Origin of the sequence: Aromatoleum toluolicum (assembly GCF_012911005.2) — a bacterium.
In the GTDB taxonomy this organism is placed as follows: Bacteria; Pseudomonadota; Gammaproteobacteria; order Burkholderiales; family Rhodocyclaceae; genus Aromatoleum; species Aromatoleum toluolicum.
Window position 1 is genome coordinate 1 of the sequence record NZ_WTVS01000068.1, and the last position, 20707, is coordinate 20707.

The 20707-nt window shown below is 67.8% G+C and carries 17 protein-coding genes; 10 read left to right on the plus strand and 7 right to left on the minus strand.

What is annotated here, in order from left to right; genetic code table 11:
* Nucleotides 1-20: 20 nt before the first annotated feature.
* On the minus strand, nucleotides 21-1412 hold the full coding sequence (locus tag GPA27_RS22925) for a YjgN family protein (protein WP_169142748.1): 1392 nt from the start codon (nucleotides 1410-1412) through the stop codon (nucleotides 21-23).
* 185 nt (nucleotides 1413-1597) lie between these two features.
* The gene (locus GPA27_RS22930; protein ID WP_169142749.1) at nucleotides 1598-2194 is read right to left on the minus strand and encodes a Yip1 family protein; all 597 of its coding nucleotides are present in this window, start codon (nucleotides 2192-2194) and stop codon (nucleotides 1598-1600) included.
* A gap of 142 nt (nucleotides 2195-2336) precedes the next feature.
* Between GPA27_RS22930 and GPA27_RS22935 the strand changes: the two genes are divergently transcribed.
* Both GPA27_RS22935 and GPA27_RS22940 read left to right on the plus strand, forming a co-directional pair.
* Nucleotides 2337-2831, plus strand: coding sequence for a DNA-deoxyinosine glycosylase (locus tag GPA27_RS22935; protein ID WP_169142750.1), 495 nt, complete (start codon nucleotides 2337-2339; stop codon nucleotides 2829-2831).
* Nucleotides 2828-4111 carry a TIGR03862 family flavoprotein gene (locus tag GPA27_RS22940; RefSeq protein WP_169142751.1) on the plus strand — a complete coding sequence of 428 codons (1284 nt, stop codon included), beginning with the start codon at nucleotides 2828-2830 and terminating at the stop codon, nucleotides 4109-4111. Before GPA27_RS22935 ends, GPA27_RS22940 begins: the two co-directional genes overlap by 4 nt.
* A gap of 16 nt (nucleotides 4112-4127) precedes the next feature.
* Here the strand turns inward: GPA27_RS22940 and crcB are convergent, their stop codons facing one another.
* Nucleotides 4128-4526, minus strand: coding sequence for a fluoride efflux transporter CrcB (crcB, locus tag GPA27_RS22945; RefSeq protein WP_169142752.1), 399 nt, complete (start codon nucleotides 4524-4526; stop codon nucleotides 4128-4130).
* 229 nt (nucleotides 4527-4755) lie between these two features.
* Here crcB and GPA27_RS22950 point away from each other — a divergent pair, with 229 nt between their 5' ends.
* The 6 genes from GPA27_RS22950 to GPA27_RS22975 all read left to right on the plus strand — a co-directional run bounded on the left by GPA27_RS22950 (nucleotide 4756) and on the right by GPA27_RS22975 (nucleotide 11289).
* A complete protein-coding gene (locus GPA27_RS22950) occupies nucleotides 4756-6489 on the plus strand; it encodes a glutamine--tRNA ligase/YqeY domain fusion protein (protein WP_169142753.1) in 1734 nt (577 codons plus the stop codon).
* A 90-nt stretch (nucleotides 6490-6579) separates the two neighbouring features.
* Complete coding sequence (locus tag GPA27_RS22955) at nucleotides 6580-7743, plus strand: efflux RND transporter periplasmic adaptor subunit (RefSeq protein WP_169142754.1); 1164 nt, start codon at nucleotides 6580-6582, stop codon at nucleotides 7741-7743.
* A gap of 8 nt (nucleotides 7744-7751) precedes the next feature.
* Nucleotides 7752-8444, plus strand: coding sequence for an ABC transporter ATP-binding protein (locus tag GPA27_RS22960; RefSeq protein ID WP_169142755.1), 693 nt, complete (start codon nucleotides 7752-7754; stop codon nucleotides 8442-8444).
* 1 nt (nucleotide 8445) lies between these two features.
* Nucleotides 8446-9654 carry an ABC transporter permease gene (locus tag GPA27_RS22965; protein WP_169142756.1) on the plus strand — a complete coding sequence of 403 codons (1209 nt, stop codon included), beginning with the start codon at nucleotides 8446-8448 and terminating at the stop codon, nucleotides 9652-9654.
* Nucleotides 9651-10850 (plus strand): ABC transporter permease, encoded by a 1200-nt coding sequence (locus GPA27_RS22970; RefSeq protein ID WP_169142757.1) that lies wholly within the window; start codon nucleotides 9651-9653, stop codon nucleotides 10848-10850. The genes GPA27_RS22965 and GPA27_RS22970 overlap by 4 nt, the downstream gene beginning before the upstream one ends.
* A 133-nt stretch (nucleotides 10851-10983) precedes the next feature.
* A complete protein-coding gene (locus GPA27_RS22975; protein WP_169142758.1) occupies nucleotides 10984-11289 on the plus strand; it encodes a hypothetical protein in 306 nt (101 codons plus the stop codon).
* On the opposite strand, the gene GPA27_RS22980 is transcribed toward GPA27_RS22975, so the two are convergent.
* A complete protein-coding gene (locus tag GPA27_RS22980; RefSeq protein ID WP_246261401.1) occupies nucleotides 11233-12669 on the minus strand; it encodes a pseudouridine synthase in 1437 nt (478 codons plus the stop codon). The two genes, GPA27_RS22975 and GPA27_RS22980, sit on opposite strands and share 57 nt — an antisense overlap.
* A gap of 279 nt (nucleotides 12670-12948) precedes the next feature.
* Here GPA27_RS22980 and GPA27_RS22985 point away from each other — a divergent pair, with 279 nt between their 5' ends.
* Nucleotides 12949-13680 carry an IclR family transcriptional regulator gene (locus GPA27_RS22985; RefSeq protein WP_246261403.1) on the plus strand — a complete coding sequence of 244 codons (732 nt, stop codon included), beginning with the start codon at nucleotides 12949-12951 and terminating at the stop codon, nucleotides 13678-13680.
* A 42-nt stretch (nucleotides 13681-13722) separates the two neighbouring features.
* On the opposite strand, the gene GPA27_RS22990 is transcribed toward GPA27_RS22985, so the two are convergent.
* From GPA27_RS22990 to GPA27_RS23000, 3 genes are all read right to left on the minus strand, one after another.
* Nucleotides 13723-14805, minus strand: a complete 1083-nt coding sequence (locus GPA27_RS22990; protein WP_169142759.1) for a serine hydrolase — start codon at nucleotides 14803-14805, stop codon at nucleotides 13723-13725.
* 178 nt (nucleotides 14806-14983) lie between these two features.
* Nucleotides 14984-16114, minus strand: coding sequence for a patatin-like phospholipase family protein (locus GPA27_RS22995; protein WP_169142760.1), 1131 nt, complete (start codon nucleotides 16112-16114; stop codon nucleotides 14984-14986).
* A gap of 97 nt (nucleotides 16115-16211) precedes the next feature.
* A complete protein-coding gene (locus tag GPA27_RS23000) occupies nucleotides 16212-18488 on the minus strand; it encodes an NADP-dependent malic enzyme (RefSeq protein ID WP_169142761.1) in 2277 nt (758 codons plus the stop codon).
* 332 nt (nucleotides 18489-18820) lie between these two features.
* On the opposite strand from GPA27_RS23000, the gene GPA27_RS23005 reads away from it, so the two are divergent.
* Complete coding sequence (locus GPA27_RS23005; protein ID WP_169142762.1) at nucleotides 18821-20668, plus strand: phosphoenolpyruvate carboxykinase (GTP); 1848 nt, start codon at nucleotides 18821-18823, stop codon at nucleotides 20666-20668.
* Nucleotides 20669-20707: the final 39 nt, after the last annotated feature.

Genomic DNA, 20707 nt, shown 5'->3' on the forward strand with positions numbered 1-20707 from the left:
GTAGCGGCCCTCGAGGCGCATCAGATGCCCAGATCGACGTCGAACAGGTCGCCGACCTCGCCGCCGGTCGCCGACACCTGGTCTCGCTGCCCGGCAGCGAATTCGTCGAGATCGCCGTCGGCGACCAGCGAGATGTGTCGAGCGGCGTAACGCGCACTGCGCACCTTGGCCCAGGGATAAAACAGGCCGAAGGTCAGGCCGAGCGCCAGCGTGTTGGTGAGCATCAGCATTGCATAGGAGCCGAAGCGGTAGTTCGCCTGCAGAAAATGAGCGCCGAGCGCGGTGTTGTTGTAGCGCAGATTGGTGATCATCACGTTCGAGACCGCAAAGATCGCCAGGTACGCGGCAGCAATCGCCAGAAAGCTCAACGGCGCGAAAACGGCTGCGACCAGCAGGGAGACGAGGAAGCCCCCCACGCCGATGCCGATGGCTGTCAGCGCGATCATGTAGAACGCACCGGCCCGCCCCTCGAACCGGAACGGTTCCACGCCATAGCGGCTGTTGCCGATGATGAATTGCTGCTGGCGATACACCGCGTAAGGAAAGAGCAGCCCCAGCGTCAGCCCACCCGCCATCGGCCACAGGACGAAGACCCGATACGCCTCGCCAATCTTGCCGTCGAAACCGAAGCGCACGCCGCGCCAGGAGGAGTTGTGATTCCGGAAGGCGAGTCCGCGCACCATGATCCACGGGAAGATGGCTAGAAACACAACCGTCAGCACCGGGCGCATAAAGGGCACGAACCGGTCCGCAAGGATGTAGCCGAGGAACAGCGCGAAAGCGATGAGGCGCCCCTTGAGGATGCTCAGTGGGTCGGCGAGATAAGCGAAACTGGCGCCGTCGCAGCGCGTGTTGCCATAGAAGTAGCGCTGCGTGCGCACCTTCGCCCACGCCGAATAGATCCCCAGCGTGAGGATGCTGAGGACGAGGTTGACGATCCAGATGCGGAAGAACTCGAAGCCGTTGCCCGAAAACTCGAAGGGCACTTCGCGCGGAGCGTCTTCCTCGCGCGCTGCGGGCGCCGCGGGTACGGAAACCGCTGCGCGAACCTCGCGCGCCGCAAGCTCCGCCTGCGACGCGGTGGGGGACTGTGGCGCTACGTTCGCTGCCGAGGCAGGCACATTGGTGGCCGGGCTGGCGGCGGCCTCGGACGCCTTCTGCTGCTCCGACGTCGGGGCATGCATCGCATCCAGTCGGACCGCCATGCCGATCCCGGCAAGCCGGCTGACGTAGGCATCAGCGGCGGCGCGATCGAGATTGCGCTTGAGCACCACGCGCGGGTGGCCGAAGATCTTGTCGACGTCTTCTGCCGACACGCGGAAGAGTTGCCCGAATCGCTGCATCACCTGTTCGCGCTCGAACCCGGCGAGGATGTCGCCTTGAAACACCAGGGTGTAGCTCGCCTCTGCCATCATTTCTCCAAGGATTCACCGCGCGCGGAGTGCCGACGAGCGCAGCCGCAGGACGCGGCCCGGACGCGCCCTCCAGAAATGACATGATGGTAGCACCCCACCCCGCCTTCGTCATGAAAGCGGGGTGGGGCAAGGGGCAGAGGAATGCCGGAAACCCTTGCGGCGTCCGGCGCGGCAGGTACGCCTCAGCGCAAGCCGATGATCATGCTCATCGCGAGCGCGAGCACGACCAGCAGCGCGCCCCAGGCGATCACGCCCGCGGTGAGGACGAAGGAGCCCATCAGGCGCGACTTGCTCCGATCATCGAGCTTGAACAGCGGGTAGACGCCGTGATAGATCAGCGCCGCCGAGGCGACCCACGCGAGCGCGACGACGATCCCTGCCGCCCACGCGGATGGGATGAACAGCGCCAGCGCGGAGAGCCACAACGGCGTCGGTGCGACCGCGGCGAGGATGAAGGACTCGGAGTACGGCGGCTTGGCATCGACGACATCGCCCATCTGCTGGATGATGGACGCCATCAGCGCGACCATCGCCAGTTCCGCAACATAGAACGCGACAGCCACGGCGAGCGCCTCGCCGACGCTGATCTGTGGCACCAGTTCCGGAAATACCGCGCCCGGCGTGGCGAACATCGAGTACAGGAACATCGCCGGCGGAATCAGCGACATCGGCATCACGTACATCGTGAAGATCCGCGCGACGGTCGGATGCACCTGGATGAGGTCCTGCCAGCCCTCCGAATACGAGTACAACATCTTGGGTAAGTTGTGGGTGTTCATTGCGACCTCCTTGTCTCCTCGAATGAGACAACCATTCGACCGGCTGCGGCGGCAATCTATCCATCGACATGCGCATCTTGCGGGACCAGGCGCGGCTGGGTACCGTGCGTCCCGTTTCCCGCCGCGTGCAATCCGCCATCCAATGCCCCGACTCGCAGGTTTCCCGCCGATCTCGCTGCCGCATGCTCACACCCTGATTCTGGGCAGCATGCCGGGCGCGGCCTCGCTCGCGGCGGGGCAGTACTACGCGCATCCGCGCAACGGCTTCTGGCCCATCGTGTGCGCCGTGCTGGGCCTCGACGCGGCGCTGCCTTACGCGGAACGTGCGCGGCTCTTCGCCGAACGCGGCTATGCGCTGTGGGACGTGCTCGGCGCGTGCCGGCGCGAGGGCAGCCTGGACGCGGACATCGAGCCGGAGTCGATGGAAGTGAATGATTTCGCCGCCTTCTTCGCGGCGCATCCGGGGATCGGACGCGTATTCCTCAACGGCACGGCGGCGGCGACGCTGTTCGGGCGACACGTAGCGCCGGGGCTCGACGAGCGCATCGTGTGGCTGCGGCTGCCGTCGACGAGTCCGGCGAACGCGTCCTGGTCGTATGCGGCGAAACTCGCCGCGTGGCAGGAGATTGCGCGATGAGCGGCGCGAACGAGCTGCGGATCGCGGTGATCGGTGCCGGACCGGCCGGGCTGATGGCGGCGGAGATGCTCGCGGAGCGCGGCTGCGCCGTAGACGTGTATGACGCGATGCCTTCGCCGGGGCGTAAATTCCTGCTCGCGGGCATCGGCGGACTGAACCTCACCCATTCCGAGCCGCCCGAGGCCTTCGTCGCGCGCTACCGCGAACGGCAGTCCGAGCTTGCGCCGCTGCTTGGCCGCTTCGGGGCGGCAGAGCTGCGCACGTGGGCACGGAATCTCGGCATCGACACCTTCGTCGGCAGCTCGGGGCGCGTGTTCCCGACCGCAATGAAGGCGGCGCCGCTGCTGCGGGCGTGGCTGCACCGCCTGCGGCTGGCCGGGGTCCGCCTGCACGTGCGCCATCGCTGGCTGGGCTGGGAAGGCGGGGATGAGGACCCGACACGCGGCCTGCGCTTCGCGACGCCCGACGGCGAGTGCCGCGTCGCGGCCGACGCGGTGATCCTCGCGCTGGGCGGCGGCAGCTGGGCCAAGCTCGGCTCGGACGGGGCCTGGATGCCCTGGCTCGCGCAGCGCGGCGTGGCGCTCGCCGCGCTGCGCCCGGCGAACTGCGGCTTCGACGTCGGTCGGCTGGCCGGCAACGCGGGACCCGGCTGGAGCGCGCATTTCCTCGATCGCTTCGTCGGCGCGCCGGTGAAATCGGTCGCGGCGCGCGTCACCGATGCGCGCGGGCAGACGCAGGAGCGCGCGGGCGAATGCATGATCTCGGCGACCGGCATCGAGGGCGGGCTGATCTACGCGCTGTCGGCGCCGCTGCGCGACACGATCGAGGCAGCGGGTTCGGCGACGCTGTACCTCGATCTCGCGCCCGGGCGCAGTCTCGAGCGCCTTGCGGATGAACTCGCGCGCCCGCGCGGATCGCGTTCGATGGCAAGCCACCTGCAGAGCAAGGCGGGCATCGAGGGCGTGAAAGCGGGCCTGCTGCGCGAATGCCTCGCGAAGCAAGACTTCGCGGTACCGGAACGCCTCGCCGCCGCGATCAAGGCCTTGCCGATCGTGCTTGCGGCACCGCGCCCGCTCGATGAGGCGATCAGCAGCGCGGGCGGAGTGCTGTTCGAGGCACTCGACGACAGGCTGATGCTGCGCGCGCTTCCCGGAGTGTTTTGCTGCGGCGAGATGCTCGACTGGGAGGCGCCGACGGGCGGCTACCTGCTCACGGCGTGCTTCGCGACCGGTCGCGCGGCCGGGCTGGGCGCGGCCGACTGGCTGGCCGGCCGCGAATGAACACAGCGGCGCGCGATCAGCCGCGCCAGGCGTTGAAGGCCGCGTAGCCGGCCCAGGCCATCAGCAGGGAACCGGCGACGTGCAGCAGCGTGTGCAACACGAGCCACGCCCATTCGCCGCGCTGCACGAGATGCAGGCCTTCCGCGGAGAAGGTCGAGAAAGTTGTGAGGCCGCCGAGAAAGCCGGTCGTCAGCAGCAGGCGCAGGGTCGGCGACATCTCCGGCACGGCATGGATCCACGCCAGCGCAGCGCCCATCAGCAGTCCGCCGAGCAGGTTCGCGGAAAGCGTGCCGAGCGGGATCACGAGGAAGAGCGGATTGAGCAGTAGGCCCAATCCCCAGCGCAGCCAAGCGCCGACCGCGGCGCCGACACCGATCGCCGCGAATGCGGGCAGGGTCGCCAGCGGTGCGCTCATCGCCCGGCCCCCGTGCAATCGAGGGCGCTTCCGGGCATCGGGCGCTCGCGGCGCCGGCCGATTCGGCTGAAATGCATGGGTCGTCCAGTGAATGGCAATCGGATGGAATTCTAGCCCAGCGCGGCCCGCACCCGACGCCCCAGCAGGAGTCGGGGACTCATTCCGGGCGCCGACGCGCTAAAATCGCCGACTCACGCAATTTTCGCCCTTTGAATCGAGGCTTTCCCCCGTGTCCGACACTCCGAAATCCGGTGCCGCCGCCGCGCCCGCGAGCAACTTCATCCGCAACATCATCGACGAGGACATCCGGAGCGGCAAATGGGGCGGACGGGTCGAAACCCGCTTCCCGCCCGAGCCCAACGGCTACCTGCACTACGGTCACGCCAAGTCGATCTGCCTGAACTTCGGCCTCGCGCAGAGCTACGCCGGCGTGTGCCACCTGCGTTTCGACGACACGAATCCGGAGAAGGAGGAGCAGGAATACGTCGACTCGATCGTCGAGGCGGTGAGCTGGCTCGGCTTCGACTGGGGCAAGCACCAGTACTTCGCGTCCGACTACTTCGACCGGATGTATGCGTGCGCAGAGTATCTGATCGTCGCGGGCAAGGCCTACGTGGAGTCGCTGTCTGCCGAGGAGATGCGCGCCTATCGCGGGACCCTGACTGAAGCCGGGCGCGAGAGCCCCTACCGCAGCCGCAGCGTCGAGGAGAACCTCGACCTCTTCCGCCGCATGCGCGCCGGTGAATTCGCCGATGGCGAGCACGTGCTGCGCGCGAAGATCGACATGGCCTCGCCCAACATCAATCTGCGCGACCCGGCGATCTATCGCATCCGCAAGGCGCATCACCACCGCGCGGGCGGCAAGTGGTGCATCTACCCGATGTACACCTTCGCGCACCCGATCGAGGACGCGATCGAGGGCATCACGCACTCCATCTGCACGCTCGAGTTCGAGGACCAGCGCCCGTTCTACGACTGGCTGCTGGATGCGCTCGCGACGGGAGGCTTCTTCCCGCGCCCGTTGCCGCAGCAGATCGAGTTCGCGCGCCTCAACCTGAGTTACATGGTGCTGTCGAAGCGCAAGCTGATCCAGTTGGTCGAGGAAGGCCATGTCGCGGGCTGGGATGACCCGCGCCTGCCGACCCTCGTCGGCGCCCGCCGGCGCGGCTTCACCGCGGGCGGCTTCCGCCTCTTTGCCGAACGCATCGGCGTCACCAAGTCGGACACATGGATCGACTTCAGCGTGCTCGAGGAATGCATGCGCGAGGACCTCAACGAGGCCGCCGAACGCCGCGTCGCCGTACTCGACCCGCTGAAACTCGTGATCACGAACTACCCGCAAGGCCAGAGCGAACTGTGCGAGGCGCCAAACCATCCGCTCAAGCCCGAACTGGGCAAGCGCGAGATGCCGTTCTCGCGCGAACTGTGGATCGAGCGCGAGGACTTCATGGAAACCCCGGTGAAGGGCTTCCATCGGCTGTACCCAGGCAACATGGCGCGCCTGCGCTACGGCTACGTCGTGAAATGCACGGGCTGCGAGAAGGACGCCGACGGCAACGTGAGCGCCGTGCTGTGCGAGTACCTGCCGGACACCAAGTCGGGCACGCCGGGCGCTGACAGCGTGAAGGTGAAGGGTAACCTGCACTGGGTGTCGGTCGCGCACGGCTACGAAGCCGAAGTGCGCCTCTACGACCGCCTGTTCGCCCACCCCTACCCCGGCAACCGCCGCGAGGGGGATCCCGAGGACTTCGAGCGCGGCTTCCTCGACGACCTCAACTACGACTCCAAGCGCACGCTCCGCGCGGTGCTGGAACCGGCCCTGCGCAACGCGGCGCCCGAGGAGCGCTTCCAGTTCGAGCGCCACGGCTACTTCGTCGCCGACCGTGTCGACTCACGGGCCGACGCGCCGGTGTTCAACCGCACCGTGACGCTGAAGGACTCGTGGGCCAAGGCCAAGGGCTGAATAACCGAGGCGCCCCGCGCGGTTGCGCGCACCGGACGAAGGGCGGATCATCGACCCCGACATGCCGTTTGGAAATCGTGCAGGAGCCTCATGAAACCCTTCGTCCGACGCAGCCTGATCGCCTTCGTCGTCCTCGCCCTGATCGCCGCAGGGATCTGGTGGTTCACCCGCCCGAATCCCATCCCGGTGCGACTCGTAGAGGTCGCACGCGGCACGGTCGAGGCGACGCTGTCGAACACGCGCGCGGGCGAGATCGAGGCCTGCCAGCGCACCAAGCTGTCGACCATCATCGGCGGACGCATCGACTACCTCGGTGTCAAGGAAGGCGACCGTGTGCAGGCGGGCCAGGTGCTGTTGCGGCTGTGGAGCGAGGATCAGGAAGCACGCCTCGCGGTCAACCGCGCGCAGCTGGAAACCGCGCGCAAGCGCGTGCAGGAAGCCTGTTCGCAGGCCGACAACGCCGAGCGGGAGGCGGCTCGCCAGGACGAGCTGTTCCAGCGCAAGTTCGTCTCCGCTTCCCGCGTCGAGCAGGCGCGCACCGAGGCGCGTGCGCGGCGCGCCGCCTGTGACACCACGCGCGCCGACACGCGCACGGCCGAGGCGCAGATCACGGCGACGTCGACCGACCGCCAGCGCACGGTGCTGATCGCGCCCTTCGCCGGCACGGTCGCAAAGATCACCGGCGAACTCGGCGAATACTCGACGCCGTCGCCGCCGGGCGTGCCGACACCGCCCGCGATCGACCTCATCGACGACAGCTGCTTGTACGTGAAGGCGCCGATGGACGAGATCGACGCCCCGAAGATCCATCCCGACCAGCGGACGCGCGTGACGCTCGACGCCCTGCCCGGCAAGGTCTTCGAGGCGCGCGTGAAGCGCGTCGCGCCCTACATCACGGCGGTCGAGAAGCAGGCACGCACGGTCGAGGTCGACATCGACTTCGTCCATCCCGAGGAAGCCAAGGGCCTGCTCGTCGGCTACAGCGCCGACGCCGAGATCGTGCTGGCCGTGCGCGAGAACACGCTGCGCGTGCCGACCTCGACCCTGCGCGAAGGCAATCGCGTGCTGCTCTACCGCGCCGATGACGGCCGTCTGGAAGAGCGCGTGATCAAGGCCGGCGTTGCGAACTGGGAATTCACCGAGGTCCTGGAAGGCCTCGCCGAAGGCGACCGCATCGCCGCCTCGCTCGAACGCGAAGGCGTGAAGGCCGGCGCCCGCGTGCGGCCGGAAGACGAGGCCGGGGCCTCACGCTGAGGGCGGCGATGGCGCAGATCGAACTCTCGGGCATCGAGCGCGTCTTCAAGCTCGGCGACAGCGAGGTCCATGCGCTGCACGAACTGAGCGTGTCGATCGAGCGAGGCGAGTACGTGGCCGTGATGGGCCCGTCGGGCTCGGGCAAGTCCACCCTGCTGAACCTGCTGGGCCTGCTCGACCGCCCCAACGCCGGCACCTACCGCCTCGAGGGGCGCGACGTCACGACGCTCTCGCCGGACGAACAGGCCGAGGTGCGCCGTACCCGCATCGGATTCGTGTTCCAGAGCTTCCATCTGGTGCCGCGCCTGACGGCCGCCGAGAACATTGCGCTGCCCTTGATGCTCGCCGGAATCCCGCCGGCCGAGCGCCATACGCGCGTGACGCAGGCGTTGAAGGACTTCGGACTTGAGCCGCGCGCGAGCCACCGCCCGGAGGAACTGTCGGGCGGGCAGCGCCAGCGCGTCGCGATCGCGCGGGCGACGATCATGCGCCCGGCGGTGATCCTCGCCGACGAGCCGACCGGCAACCTCGACCGCACGACCGGGCAGGACGTCACGCACCTGCTAGAAGAGCTCAACGCTTCGGGCGTCACGCTGATCGTCGTCACGCACGATCCGGTCATGGGCGGACGCGCCCGCCGGCGGCTGATGATGGAAGACGGCCGCCTGCTGCAGGACGTCCGCGAGCCCGCACCGGCATGACATGACGCCCGCCGACACGCTCCGCTTCGCGACCCGTGCCGCCACCGGTTACCCGCTGCGCACCGCGCTGATGGTGCTGGCGATGTCGATCGGCGTCGCGGCGGTGGTCGTGCTCACCGCGCTCGGCGACGGCGCGCGGCGCTACGTCGTGAATGAATTTTCCGCCCTCGGCAGCAATCTCGTGATCGTGCTCCCCGGGCGCACCGCCACGGGCGGACTGGGGCTCGGCAACATCATCACGAGCACGCCGCGCGATCTCACGGTGCGCGACGCCGAAGCGCTGCTGCGCGCCCCGCTGGTCACCCGCATGGCGCCGCTGTCGGTCGGCAATTCCGAGATCGCCTACGGCGGACGGTTGCGCGAGGCGATGGTCGTGGGCACCAACGGCGACTACGTCGACATCCGCGCCTTCCGCATGGCCGAAGGCAGCTTCCTGCCACGCGAGGACCTCGGCCGCGCCTCGGCGGTCGCGGTCCTCGGCACGAAGCTGCGCGAAGAGCTCTTCGGCAGCGAACCGGCCGTCGGTCGCATGGTTCGCGTCGGCGACCGGCGCCTGCGCGTGATCGGCGTGCTCGGCAAGACCGGCCAGGGGCTGGGCATGAACACCGACGAGTTGGTGTTCATGCCGGTCGCCACCGCGCAGGCGATGTTCAACACCAACAACCTCTTCCGCATCATCGTCGAGGCGCGCAGCCGCGAGGCGATCGGCCCGGCGAAGCAGCAACTCGAGGACATCATGCGCCTGCGCCGTGAGGGCGAGCTCGACGTCACGCTAATCACGCAGGACGCGGTGCTCGGCACCTTCGACCGCATCCTCGGCGCCCTGACGATGGCCGTCGCGGGCATCGCCGCGATCAGCCTAGCCGTCGCCGGCATCCTGGTGATGAACGTGATGCTCGTCGCGGTCACGCAGCGCACCGCCGAGATCGGACTGCTCAAGGCGCTCGGGGCCACCGGCCGCAACATCCGCCTCGCCTTCCTCACCGAGGCCGCGCTGCTGTCGCTCGCCGGCGCGATCACCGGCTACGCGCTCGGCCACCTCGGCGCATGGGGCCTGCGCCTCGCCTTCCCGGTGCTGCCCGCCTGGCCGCCCGACTGGGCCGTGTTCGCCGGCATCGGCACGGCGCTCACCACCGGCATCCTGTTCGGCGTGATGCCCGCCCGGCGCGCCGCCCGGCTCGACCCCGTGCAAGCCCTGTCGCGGCGATGAACCTGCGCGACTTCATCCAGCTCGCGCTGCGCTCGCTGCTCGCCCACCGCCTGCGCAGCTTCCTCACGTTGCTGGGCATCGGCGTCGGCATTGCCGCGGTGATCCTGCTGACGTCCATCGGCGAGGGCCTGCACCGCTTCGTGCTCAACGAGTTCACGCAGTTCGGCACAAACATCATCGAGATCACGCCGGGCCGGCAGGGCACGCGCGGCGGCCCGCCGGGGCTTCCGAGCACGGCTCGCGCACTCACCCTCGACGACGCGCTGGCGCTCGAGCGCCTGCCCCACATCACCGGCGTAACCCCCATCGTGTGGGGCAACTCCGACGTCGAAGGCGGCAGCCGTGTGCGCCGCACCAGCGTGTACGGCGTCGGCCCCGAGATGCAGCGCATCTTCGCGATGCAGGTACGCATCGGCCGCTTCCTGCCGCCCGACGATCCCAACGGCGCGCGCGCCTTCGTCGTGCTCGGCGCCAAGCTCAAGAACGAACTCTTCGGCAGCGCCAACGCGCTGGGCGAACGCCTGCGCATCGGCGGCGAGCGCTACCGCGTTATCGGCGTGATGGAGGAAAAGGGCCAGTTCCTCGGCGTCGACCTCGACGACACCGCCTACATCCCGACCTCGCGCGCGCTGTCGCTCTACAACCGCGAAGGGCTGATGGAGATCAACGTCACCTACGAGGAGGCCGTGCCGGCGGCGCTAGTCGCGGCGGGCATCCGCAAGGTGCTCGTCGCCCGCCACGGCCAGGACGACGTCACGCTGACGACGCAGGAGGACATGCTCGCGCGCCTGTCGAACATCCTCGACATCCTCACCGCCGCGGTCGGCGCGCTCGGCGGCATCTCGCTGCTGGTCGGCGCCGTCGGCATCGTCACGATCATGACGATCGCGGTCACCGAGCGCACCAACGAGATCGGGCTCCTCGTCGCCATCGGCGCGCGGCGGACCACGATCCTGCGTCTCTTCCTCGCCGAGGCCGTCACCCTCGCCGCCATCGGCGGCGTGCTCGGACTGGTCGCCGGCGCGGGCGCTGCCCAACTCGTCGGCCTGCTCGTGCCGGCCCTGCCGGTCCATACGCCTTGGCATTTCGTCGTCATTGCGGAGGCGCTCGCGGTGACGATCGGACTCGTCGCCGGCGTGCTTCCCGCGATCCGTGCGGCACGCCTCGATGCGGTCGAAGCGCTGCGCGCGGAATAACCCATTGTGCATCGCGGGATTTCTTGAGCCAGATCAATTCGGCGCGATTCGGGCGGGCACCCCAAACGAACGCTGACTAGATTGGAACTACAAGAATTCCCTTTTTCCGCATAACCGCTTCAAGGAGTTCGTCATGACATTCCTCGATTCTCCCATTGGCCGCTGCGAGGCTGTCCGGGAAATGGTGCTGCTGGATGAGACGCAGAAGGAGTGCGCCCACGAGCATGGCTGTCCGGAGGGGTGCGACTGCCCGCTGAAAGGCTGGTTTACCGAACAGTCCGGGGTCAGCGATCCGGCCAGTCTGCCGGTCAGACGCGCAGCCAAACGCCGCCGCAGCCCCGCGGCGGTGAAAGCTGCCCCCTTGAAGATGCGAACAAAGGCGTCAAAACCCCTCGTCTTCGCGCAGAAAACGCCATTGCCCGAGCGGAAGGTCGCCTAGCCGGATCCGCCCGATGCGGATGCGCTTGAGGCCGACCACCTTCAGGCCGACCAACTCGCACATGCGCCGGATCTGACGCTTGCGGCCTTCGCGCAGGACGAAACGCAGCTGATCCTCGTTGATCCACTCGACCTTGGCGCGCCGCAGCTTGCGGCCGTCGAGTTCGAGGCCGTGATTCAGCAGCGCGAGTCCGTGCTCGTCGAGCGCACCCTCGACGCGGACGAGGTATTCCTTGTCCACCTCCGAGTCGTCGCCGATCAGCTGGCGCGCGATGCGGCCGTCCTGTGTCAGCACGAGCAGCCCGGTCGAGTCGATATCGAGGCGTCCCGCCGGCGCGAGGCCCATGAGGTGCGAAAATTCGAAGGTCTGGGCGGTATCGCGGTCGAACTGGTTGCCGGCGCCGATCAGCGACACGGCCGGCTCGTAGCCGGGCTCGGGCTGGCCCGACACGTAGCCGACCGGCTTGTGCAACAGGATCGTCACGCGCTCCGACTGGCGCCGGCGCGCCTGCGGCGCGAGCGTGATCTCGGCATTCGGGTCGATGCGCGTGCCGAGCTCCGACACCCGCTGCCCGTCCACGAGCACCCAGCCACGCTCGATGAAGCCGTCGGCCTCGCGGCGCGAGCACAGGCCGCGTTCGGACATCACCTTCGACAGGCGCACGCCTTCGGCGGCAGCCGTCGTTGCCGCCTCGGCACGGGCGGCCGGTCGTGCGGCGGCGGAGCGCTCCTCGCGGCGCGCGACGGGGGCACGGTCGGCCGGAGCAGCCGGCTTGGCCGCCGGCTTGCGCGCCGGGCGCTCTCCTCCCGGTGTCGTGCGCGGCTGATCGCCATCCTTGCGCGGACGGCGTTCGACGCCCGCCACACCGGCCGCCTTCGGACGCTCCGGCTTACGCACCGGGCGCTCCCCTCCGGGCGTCGTGCGCGGCTGTTCGCCATCCTTGCGCGGCCGGCGTTCGACGCCCGCCACACCGGCCGCCTTCGGACGCTCCGGCTTGCGCACCGGGCGCTCTCCTCCGGGCGTCGTGCGCGGCTGATCGCCATCTTTGCGCGGACGGCGCTCGGCACCCGCCACACCGGCCGCGTTCGGACGCTCCGGCTTGCGGCCGCGCCCGGTCTCTTCCGCGCGCTCCCCTTCCGGTAACCGCCCGGCCTTGCCTCCGCGCGCCTTTCCTTGGGCCTCGCCCGCAAGCGCCCGCGTCGCTGCGACCGTCTTCGCATAACCGGGCTGGAAGCGCGCGCGCACGCCGGCCCGGCGCGGCCCCTCGGCGACGGGTGCCTCGCCCTGCCGTTTCACGCCCAGCGTGCGGCGCGGCGCGTCGGCAGCATCTTCCTGTGCGGGGACATCGCCGGGCGTGCCGGCTTCCTTCGAGCGCTTCATGGTGGCAATCCGGTTCGCAGGCGCGCCCGCGCTCCGCGCGGACGAACCCTTCAAAAAAACAATGCCCGGCATCGCCGGGCGCAACGCATTCCAGTATATCGACTGCCCGCCGCAGCTTCCAGCGACGCGACGGCTGGCATTGCGGCACGCGCCCCGGCATTTCACTAGGCGAAATCACCACGGGCCGGCTAGAATGCGCGCAACTGCAAATCCCTGACCGACCGCGTGAGCACCAACACCCCCACCGAAACCAAGAATCCGATCCAGGTCGTCGAGCGCATGATGAAGCTGCTCGACGTGCTGGCACATCACCCGGACCCGGCCGCGCTCAAGCAGATCGCCCAGGAAACCGGGCTGCACCCGTCAACGGCGCACCGCATCCTGAGTGCGATGGCACAAAGCGGTTTTGTCGAACGTGGCGAGGGCGGCACCTATCGCCTGGGGATCCGGCTCCTGGAACTCGGCAGCCTGGTCAAGTCGCGCATCTCGCTGCGCGAAACCGCGATGCCCGCGATGCTCAAGCTGCATGCGGCCACCGGGGAGAGCGTGAACCTCGGCATCCGCGACGGCGACGAGATCGTCTACGTCGAACGGACCTCCAGCGGCCGCTCCGCGGTGCGCGTCGTGCACATCGTCGGCGCGCGTGCGCCGCTCCACACCACCGCGACCGGCAAACTCTTCCTCGTCGAGGACGGCATGGACCGCGTGCGCGAGTACGGCCGACGCACCGGCCTGCCCGGTTCGACGCCGGCCTCGATCACCGAGATCGGCGCCCTCGAGAAGGAACTCGACAAGGTCCGCCGCCACGGCGTGGCCTTCGACCTGGAAGAGGTGGAGATCGGCGTGCGCTGCATCGCCGCAGGGGTGCGCGACGACAGCGGCGAACTGATCGCCGGCCTGTCGGTATCCACCCCGTCGGAGCGCTTCAACCCCGACCGCGCGCCCCTCGTGCGCGAGGCGGCAGACGAGATTTCACGCGCGCTGGGTTACGTCAGGCGCACCGCGCGCTGAGCACCGCCCCGGCGCTGCCGGGGCACGCACACTTACAACCGCTCAGATGCTCGCCTTCCCGGGAGCCGTCGCCACGCGCTGCGGGCCGGCGGCTTCGAGCCATTTCTTGATGCGCACGGCATCCGCGGTGCGCGAGTAGCGTCCGTCCGAATCCATCAGCACGATAATCACCGGCTGCTTCAACAGCCAGGCCTGCATCACGAGGCAGCGCCCCGCCTCGCGGATGTAGCCGGTCTTCGATACACCGATCTCCCAGTCCGGGTTGCGCACCAGCGAGTTGGTGTTGCCGAAGCGGTGCATGCGCGAACCGATCTGCACGTAACGTTCGGACGTCGTCGAGAACTCGCGGATCAACGGATAGGTGGCCGCCGCCGAGACCATGCGCGCGAGATCGTGCGGGCTCGACACGTTTTCCGGCGTCAGCCCGGTCGGATCGCTGAAACGCGTTCCCGTCAGGCCGATCATCCGCGCCTTGACGTTCATCGCCTCGATGAAGGCGGCCTCGCCGCCCGGATAGTGACGAGCGAGCGCAGAAGCGGCGCGATTTTCCGACGACATCAGGGCGAGATGCAGCATCTCCTCGCGCGTCAGGCGGGTGCCCAGCGCCAGACGGGAACCCGTGCCCTTGAGCATGTCGATGTCACCCTCGGAGATCACGATCTCCTCGGACAGGCTCTGACCGGCATCGAGCACGACCATCGCCGTCATCAGCTTGGTGATCGAGGCAATGGGCAACACCGACTCGCTCTTCTTCTCGAGGATCACGTGGCCGGTGTTCTGGTTCATGACGAGGAAGGCCGACGAACGCAGGTGCGGCAGGCCGGCGGCATCGAGTTGCAGCGGCGCGCTGTCGATCGCGGCCTCGGGAATCGCGGCCTCGCGGCGCAGCGAGACCTTGATGCGGCGCGCCTCGTATCGTGCAGCCACCTTGCGGCTCACGCGCTTCTTCACCGTCTTCTTCGCCGGCGCGCTGACCGAGCGCTTGGCGGACTTCTTGACGACCTTCGTCGCGGCCCCTTCGGAACCGGATCCAGCCGCCCTCGTGGCGGCCGAAGCGGGGAGACTCCAACCCGCCTGCATCATCGCGAGACTGACCATCGCGATCGCCAGATTACGGAATTTCATCTTGTGGCCTGAAACAAAAAAAACAATAAGGGGAAAAATGCTGAACCCATTACTATTCTTATACAGAATAAGCAGATATCAAGTCTTTTTGAAGTATTCCGCGAAAAATTTCTTACATCGCGTCACACGTTCATCCAAGCCGATAGTTTAGATGACCCTGCGTCGCGCATGGAGACCGTTACACACGAAGAAAGGCCGCAACTTCGCCACGCCGATCCATCGTGTCCTTGTAGCCGAGTTCCATCAGCGCCTGCGTGAAGGGCGGCTCGAACAGCAGGTAGGACAGCAGCGTCGAGCCGTCGCGCCGCATTGCGCCGACGCCGCGCAGCACGGTGCGCAGCGCGAGCGGCAGGCTGTCGCGGTTGCGCCCCGCGATCGCGTCGAGACGCTGCGACGGCGAGATCACCAGCGTTTCGATGGGCCGCAGGTAGATGCCCGCCGCTGCGCGCTGTTCGGGACTCATCGCACCGGCCGTGATGTTGATGCGCTGGAGCCGCTCGAGATCCACCGACAGGCCGTCGAGGAAGATGCTCGACAGGGCGTGACCGGCGATCTGCGCGAGGGAGGGGTAGCCCTCCGTGCGCTGACGCCCCTCTTCGACCAGCCGCCCCGAACCGATCACGAGGATGCGGTCTGCGCCGAGGTGGATTGCGGGACTGATCGGTGCAAGCTGGCGCATCGAGCCGTCACCGAACCATTCGCGATTGATGCGCACCGGCGGAAACACGAAGGGAATCGCGCTCGTCGCCAGCAGATGGTCGACGCCGATCGCAGTGCGCACGCCCAGCCGCTGCATGCGGCGCCAGGCCTGCACCTCGGACACGGCCTCGAAGAAGACCAGGCTCTCGCCAGACGAATAGCCCGACGCCGCCACGCTCACCGCGTGCAGGTGCCCCTGCTCGATGCTGCGACCGATGGCCGAAAAATCCAGCACCTCGGTGAGCAGGCGGCGCAGCGGAGAATTGTCGAGCAGCGAGCCCGGCGTCTGGCGGACCGCCCAGCCCAGCGCCAGCGCGGAGGCCCAGCGCATGCCGGTCGCGAGCAGCGCCGCGGCGTCGGCGCGATACACCTGGTCGACGTGGAACTGCCGCCAGATGCGTGCGAGCATGCGCACGCCGCGATTGAAGTCGCTGGAAAACACCGCCAGCGCGACGGCATTGATGCCGCCCGCCGAGGTGCCGCACAGAATGGGAAACGGATTGCCCGCACGGCGCCCGCGGATCTCGCGGATCGCCGACAGCACCCCGACCTGGTAGGCGGCGCGCGCGCCGCCTCCCGTCAGTACCAGCGCAGCCTTGCCTTCAGCCATGCAGCCTCCGGTCGCTTGCGGACACCTCCGGGGAAATCATGCCACGCGGGCACCCGGCCGGGGAAGGCCGAAGCCCGCGTATTCATGACAAACCGCCTCAGGACTTGCGCTGCGCCGCTTCGACCGCCGTGAGGGCGGTCATGTTGACGATGCGGCGCACGGTCGCCGAAGGCGTCAGGATATGCACCGGACGCGCCGCACCGAGCAGGATCGGACCGACCGTCATGCCCTCGCCCGCTGCAGTCTTGAGCAGATTGAAGGCGATGTTGGCGGCATCCAGCGTCGGGAAGATCAGCAGGTTGGCGGCATCGCGCATGCGCGAGTTGGGGAAGATGCGCAGCCGCAGTTCGGCGTCGAGCGCCGCGTCGCCGTGCATCTCGCCCTCGACCTCGAGCTCGGGATGACGCTCGTGCAGCAGGCGCAGCGCGGCGCGCATCTTCTCGGAGGTCGGCGACTCGGCGCTGCCGAAGGACGAGTGCGACAGCAGCGCGACCTTCGGCGTCATGCCGAAGCGCGACATTTCCTCGGCCGCCAGCAGCGTCATCTCCACGATCTGTTCCGGCGACGGGTCGTAGTTGATGTAGGTGTCGGCAAGGAACAGCGTGCGCTCGGGCAGGTTGACGACGTTGAGCGCGTAGCAGTGCTTCACGCCCTCGCGCCGGCCGATGATCTTCTCGATGAAGTCGAGGTGCAGCCGGTGCATGCCGTAGGTGCCGCAGATCAGGCCGTCGCCGTAGCCCTGCTTGAGCAGCAGCGCGCCGATCAGCGTGGTGCGGCGACGCACTTCCTTCTTCGCGTACTCGACCGACACGCCCTGGCGCTCCATCAGGCCGTGGTAGTAGGTCCACAGCTCCTTGAAGCGCGGATCGGAGTCGGGGTTCACCAGCTCGAAATCGCGCTCAGCGCTCATGCGCAGCCCGAAACGCTCGACGTTGGCATTTACGACGTCCGGGCGACCGATCAGGATCGGGCGCGCCAGGCCTTCGTCGACGACCGTCTGCACCGCGCGCAGCACGCGCTCGGACTCGCCTTCGGCGAAGATGATGCGCTGGTTCGTGCCGCGCGCGGCAGCGAACACGGGCTTCATGATGAGGCCCGAATGCCACACGAAATTGTTGAGCTGGGTGCGGTAGGCGTCCCAGTCGTTGATCGGACGCGTCGCGACGCCGGAGGCCATGCCGGCCTCGGCGACCGCAGGGGCGATCTTGACGATCAGGCGCGGGTCGAAGGGACGCGGGATGATGTACTCGGGCCCGAAACCCGACACCTTCTCGCCGTAGGCGGCGGCGACGATGTCGCTCTGCTCGGCGCGCGCGAGCTCGGCGATCGCCTTGACGGCGGCGAGCTGCATCTCGTCGGTGATCGTGGTCGCGCCGACGTCGAGCGCGCCGCGGAAGATGAAGGGGAAGCACAGCACGTTGTTGACCTGGTTCGGGTAGTCCGAACGGCCCGTCGCGATGATCGCGTCGTCGCGCACCGACTTCACCAGTTCGGGCAGGATCTCCGGCGTCGGGTTGGCGAGCGCGAGGATCATCGGCTTCGCCGCCATCTTCGCGACCATCTCGGGCTTCAGCACGCCGCCGGCCGACAGGCCGAGGAACACGTCCGCGCCCTCGATGATCTCGGCGAGCGTGCGTGCGCTGGTGGCCTTCGCGTAGCGCGCCTTGATCGGGTCCATCAGGGCCGTGCGCCCCTCATACACGACGCCTTCGAGGTCGGTGACCCAGATGTTCTCGACCGGAATGCCGAGCTTTTCGAGCAGGCCCAGGCAGGCAAGCGCCGCAGCACCTGCGCCGGAGGTCACGAGCTTGACCTTCTTCAAGTCCTTGCCGAGCAGATGCAGGCCGTTGAGGATCGCCGCGCCGACGACGATCGCGGTGCCATGCTGGTCGTCGTGGAAGACCGGGATCTTCATCCGCTCGCGCAGGCGCGACTCGATGTAGAAGCATTCCGGCGCCTTGATGTCCTCGAGGTTGATGCCGCCGAAGGTGGGCTCGAGCGCCGCGATCATGTCGATCAGCTTGTCGGGGTCGTTCTCGGCGATCTCCAGGTCGAACACGTCGATGCCGGCGAACTTCTTGAACAGCACGCCCTTGCCTTCCATGACCGGCTTGGCCGCCAGCGGGCCGATGTTGCCCAGGCCCAGCACGGCGGTGCCGTTGGTGACGACGCCGATCAGGTTGCTGCGCGCGGTCAGGTTCGCGGCCTCGCCGGGCTCCTCGACGATCGCGTCGCAGGCGGCGGCGACGCCCGGCGAATAGGCCAGGGACAGGTCGCGCTGGTTGGAAAGCACTTTCGTGGGGGTGACCGAGATCTTGCCCGGCCGCGGATAGCGGTGATAGTCGAGCGCCGCTGCGCGGATCAATTCGTCCATGTGATGTCCCGTAATTGTTGTAATCAATCTCTCGCGGCCGTCGCCGACCGTCTCCCGAGGCTGTAATGATGCCGCGGATCGCAGCCCGGAGACAGTCCTGCCGGGGTACGGCGGCACGGCCGGACGCCGGGGGACGAAGAAGCGTTTTCCGTCTAGCCCGCTGGCGTGGCATAATATTAGGCTTTCGCCGACTGCGGTTTACCCTAGTAGTTTCCGCAATACCGGCACAACAAGAAGGTCCTAAGGCCCGTTCAAGACCCCGCCAGGACGCGTGGCTGCGAGCTCCAGGTGGGTTACCGCTTTTGCTTCTGCAATCTGGAGAGCTTTTCACCATGACTCAACGCTTGTCCGCCGAGGCCATCCTGGCCGGCGCGCCCGCTTACATCCGCCACGCCGGCCTGAAGAAGTGGGTCGCGGAAATCGCCGCACTGACCGAACCCGACCGGGTCTACTGGTGCGACGGATCGGTCGAGGAATACGATCGCCTGTGCGCCGAAATGGTCCAGGCGGGCATGCTGATCAAGCTCAATCCGGAAAAGCGCAAGAACTCTTATCTCGCGTGGTCCGACCCCTCGGACGTCGCGCGCGTCGAAGACCGCACCTACATCTGCTCGAAGAACAAGGACGACGCCGGCCCGACCAACAACTGGGAAGACCCGGCCACCATGCGCGAGACCCTCAGCGGCCTGTTCAAGGGCTGCATGCGCGGTCGCACGCTGTACGTGGTGCCGTTCTCGATGGGCCCGCTCGGTTCGCCGATCGCCCACATCGGCGTCGAGATCTCCGACAGCCCCTACGTCGTCACCAACATGCGCACGATGACGCGCATGGGCCGCGCCGTGTATGACGTGCTCGGCACCGACGGCGAGTTCGTGCCCTGCGTGCACTCCGTCGGCGCCCCGCTCGGACCGGGCGAGAAGGATTCGCGCTGGCCGTGCAACCCCGACACCAAGTACATCGTCCACTACCCCGAGACGCGCGAGATCTGGTCCTATGGCTCGGGCTACGGCGGCAATGCGCTGCTCGGCAAGAAGTGCTTCGCGCTGCGCATCGCCTCGACGATGGCGCGTGACGAAGGCTGGCTTGCCGAACACATGCTGATCCTGGGCGTCGAGTCGCCCGAAGGCGAGAAGACCTACGTCGCGGCGGCCTTCCCGTCGGCCTGCGGCAAGACCAACTTCGCCATGCTGATCCCGCCGAAGTCCTTCAACGGCTGGAAGATCTCCACCGTCGGCGACGACATCGCCTGGATCAAGCCGGGCAAGGACGGCAAGTTCTACGCCATCAACCCCGAAGCCGGCTTCTTCGGCGTTGCCCCCGGCACGTCGGAAAAGACCAACTACAACGCGATGGCGACGCTGAAGGAAAACATCATCTTCACCAACGTCGCGCTGACCGACGACGGCGACGTGTGGTGGGAAGGCATGAGCAAGGAAGCCCCCGCGCACCTGATCGACTGGCAGGGCAAGGACTGGACGCCGGAACTGGCCAAGGAAACCGGCCGCAAGGCGGCACACCCGAACTCGCGCTTCACCGCACCGGCGGAGCAGTGTCCGTCGATCGACCCGAACTGGCAGGATCCGGCCGGCGTGCCGATCTCGGCCTTCATCTTCGGCGGCCGCCGCGCGACCACCGTGCCGCTGGCCTACCAGGCGTTCAACTGGAACTTCGGCGTCTACATGGCGGCGACGCTCGGCTCGGAGACCACCGCCGCCGCCTTCGGCGCGCAGGGCGTGGTGCGCCGCGACCCGTTCGCGATGCTGCCCTTCTGCGGCTACCACATGGGCGACTACTTCAACCACTGGCTGAAGATGGGCCACGTGGTCGAGCACACGCCGAAGATCTTCTGCGTGAACTGGTTCCGCATGAACGAGAAGGGCGAGTTCATGTGGCCGGGCTTCGGCGAGAACATGCGCGTGCTGAAGTGGATCGTCGACCGCGTGCGCGGCCGCATCGGCGCGCAGGAAACCTCGCTCGGCTGGATGCCCAACTTCGAGGACATCGACTGGACCGGCTCCGACGTGACCAAGGAAGAGTTCGAGGCGCTGACCACGGTTGACGCCGACGCATGGAAGAAGGAGCTCGAGCCGCACAAGGAATGGTTCGACAAGCTGCAGGATCGCCTGCCGCGCGCGCTGACGCTCAAGCGCGAGATGTTCGAACTGACCTTGTCGGTCTGAGCCTCCCGGCCGGCGACTGCCGGCTGAGCCAGCAAAAGC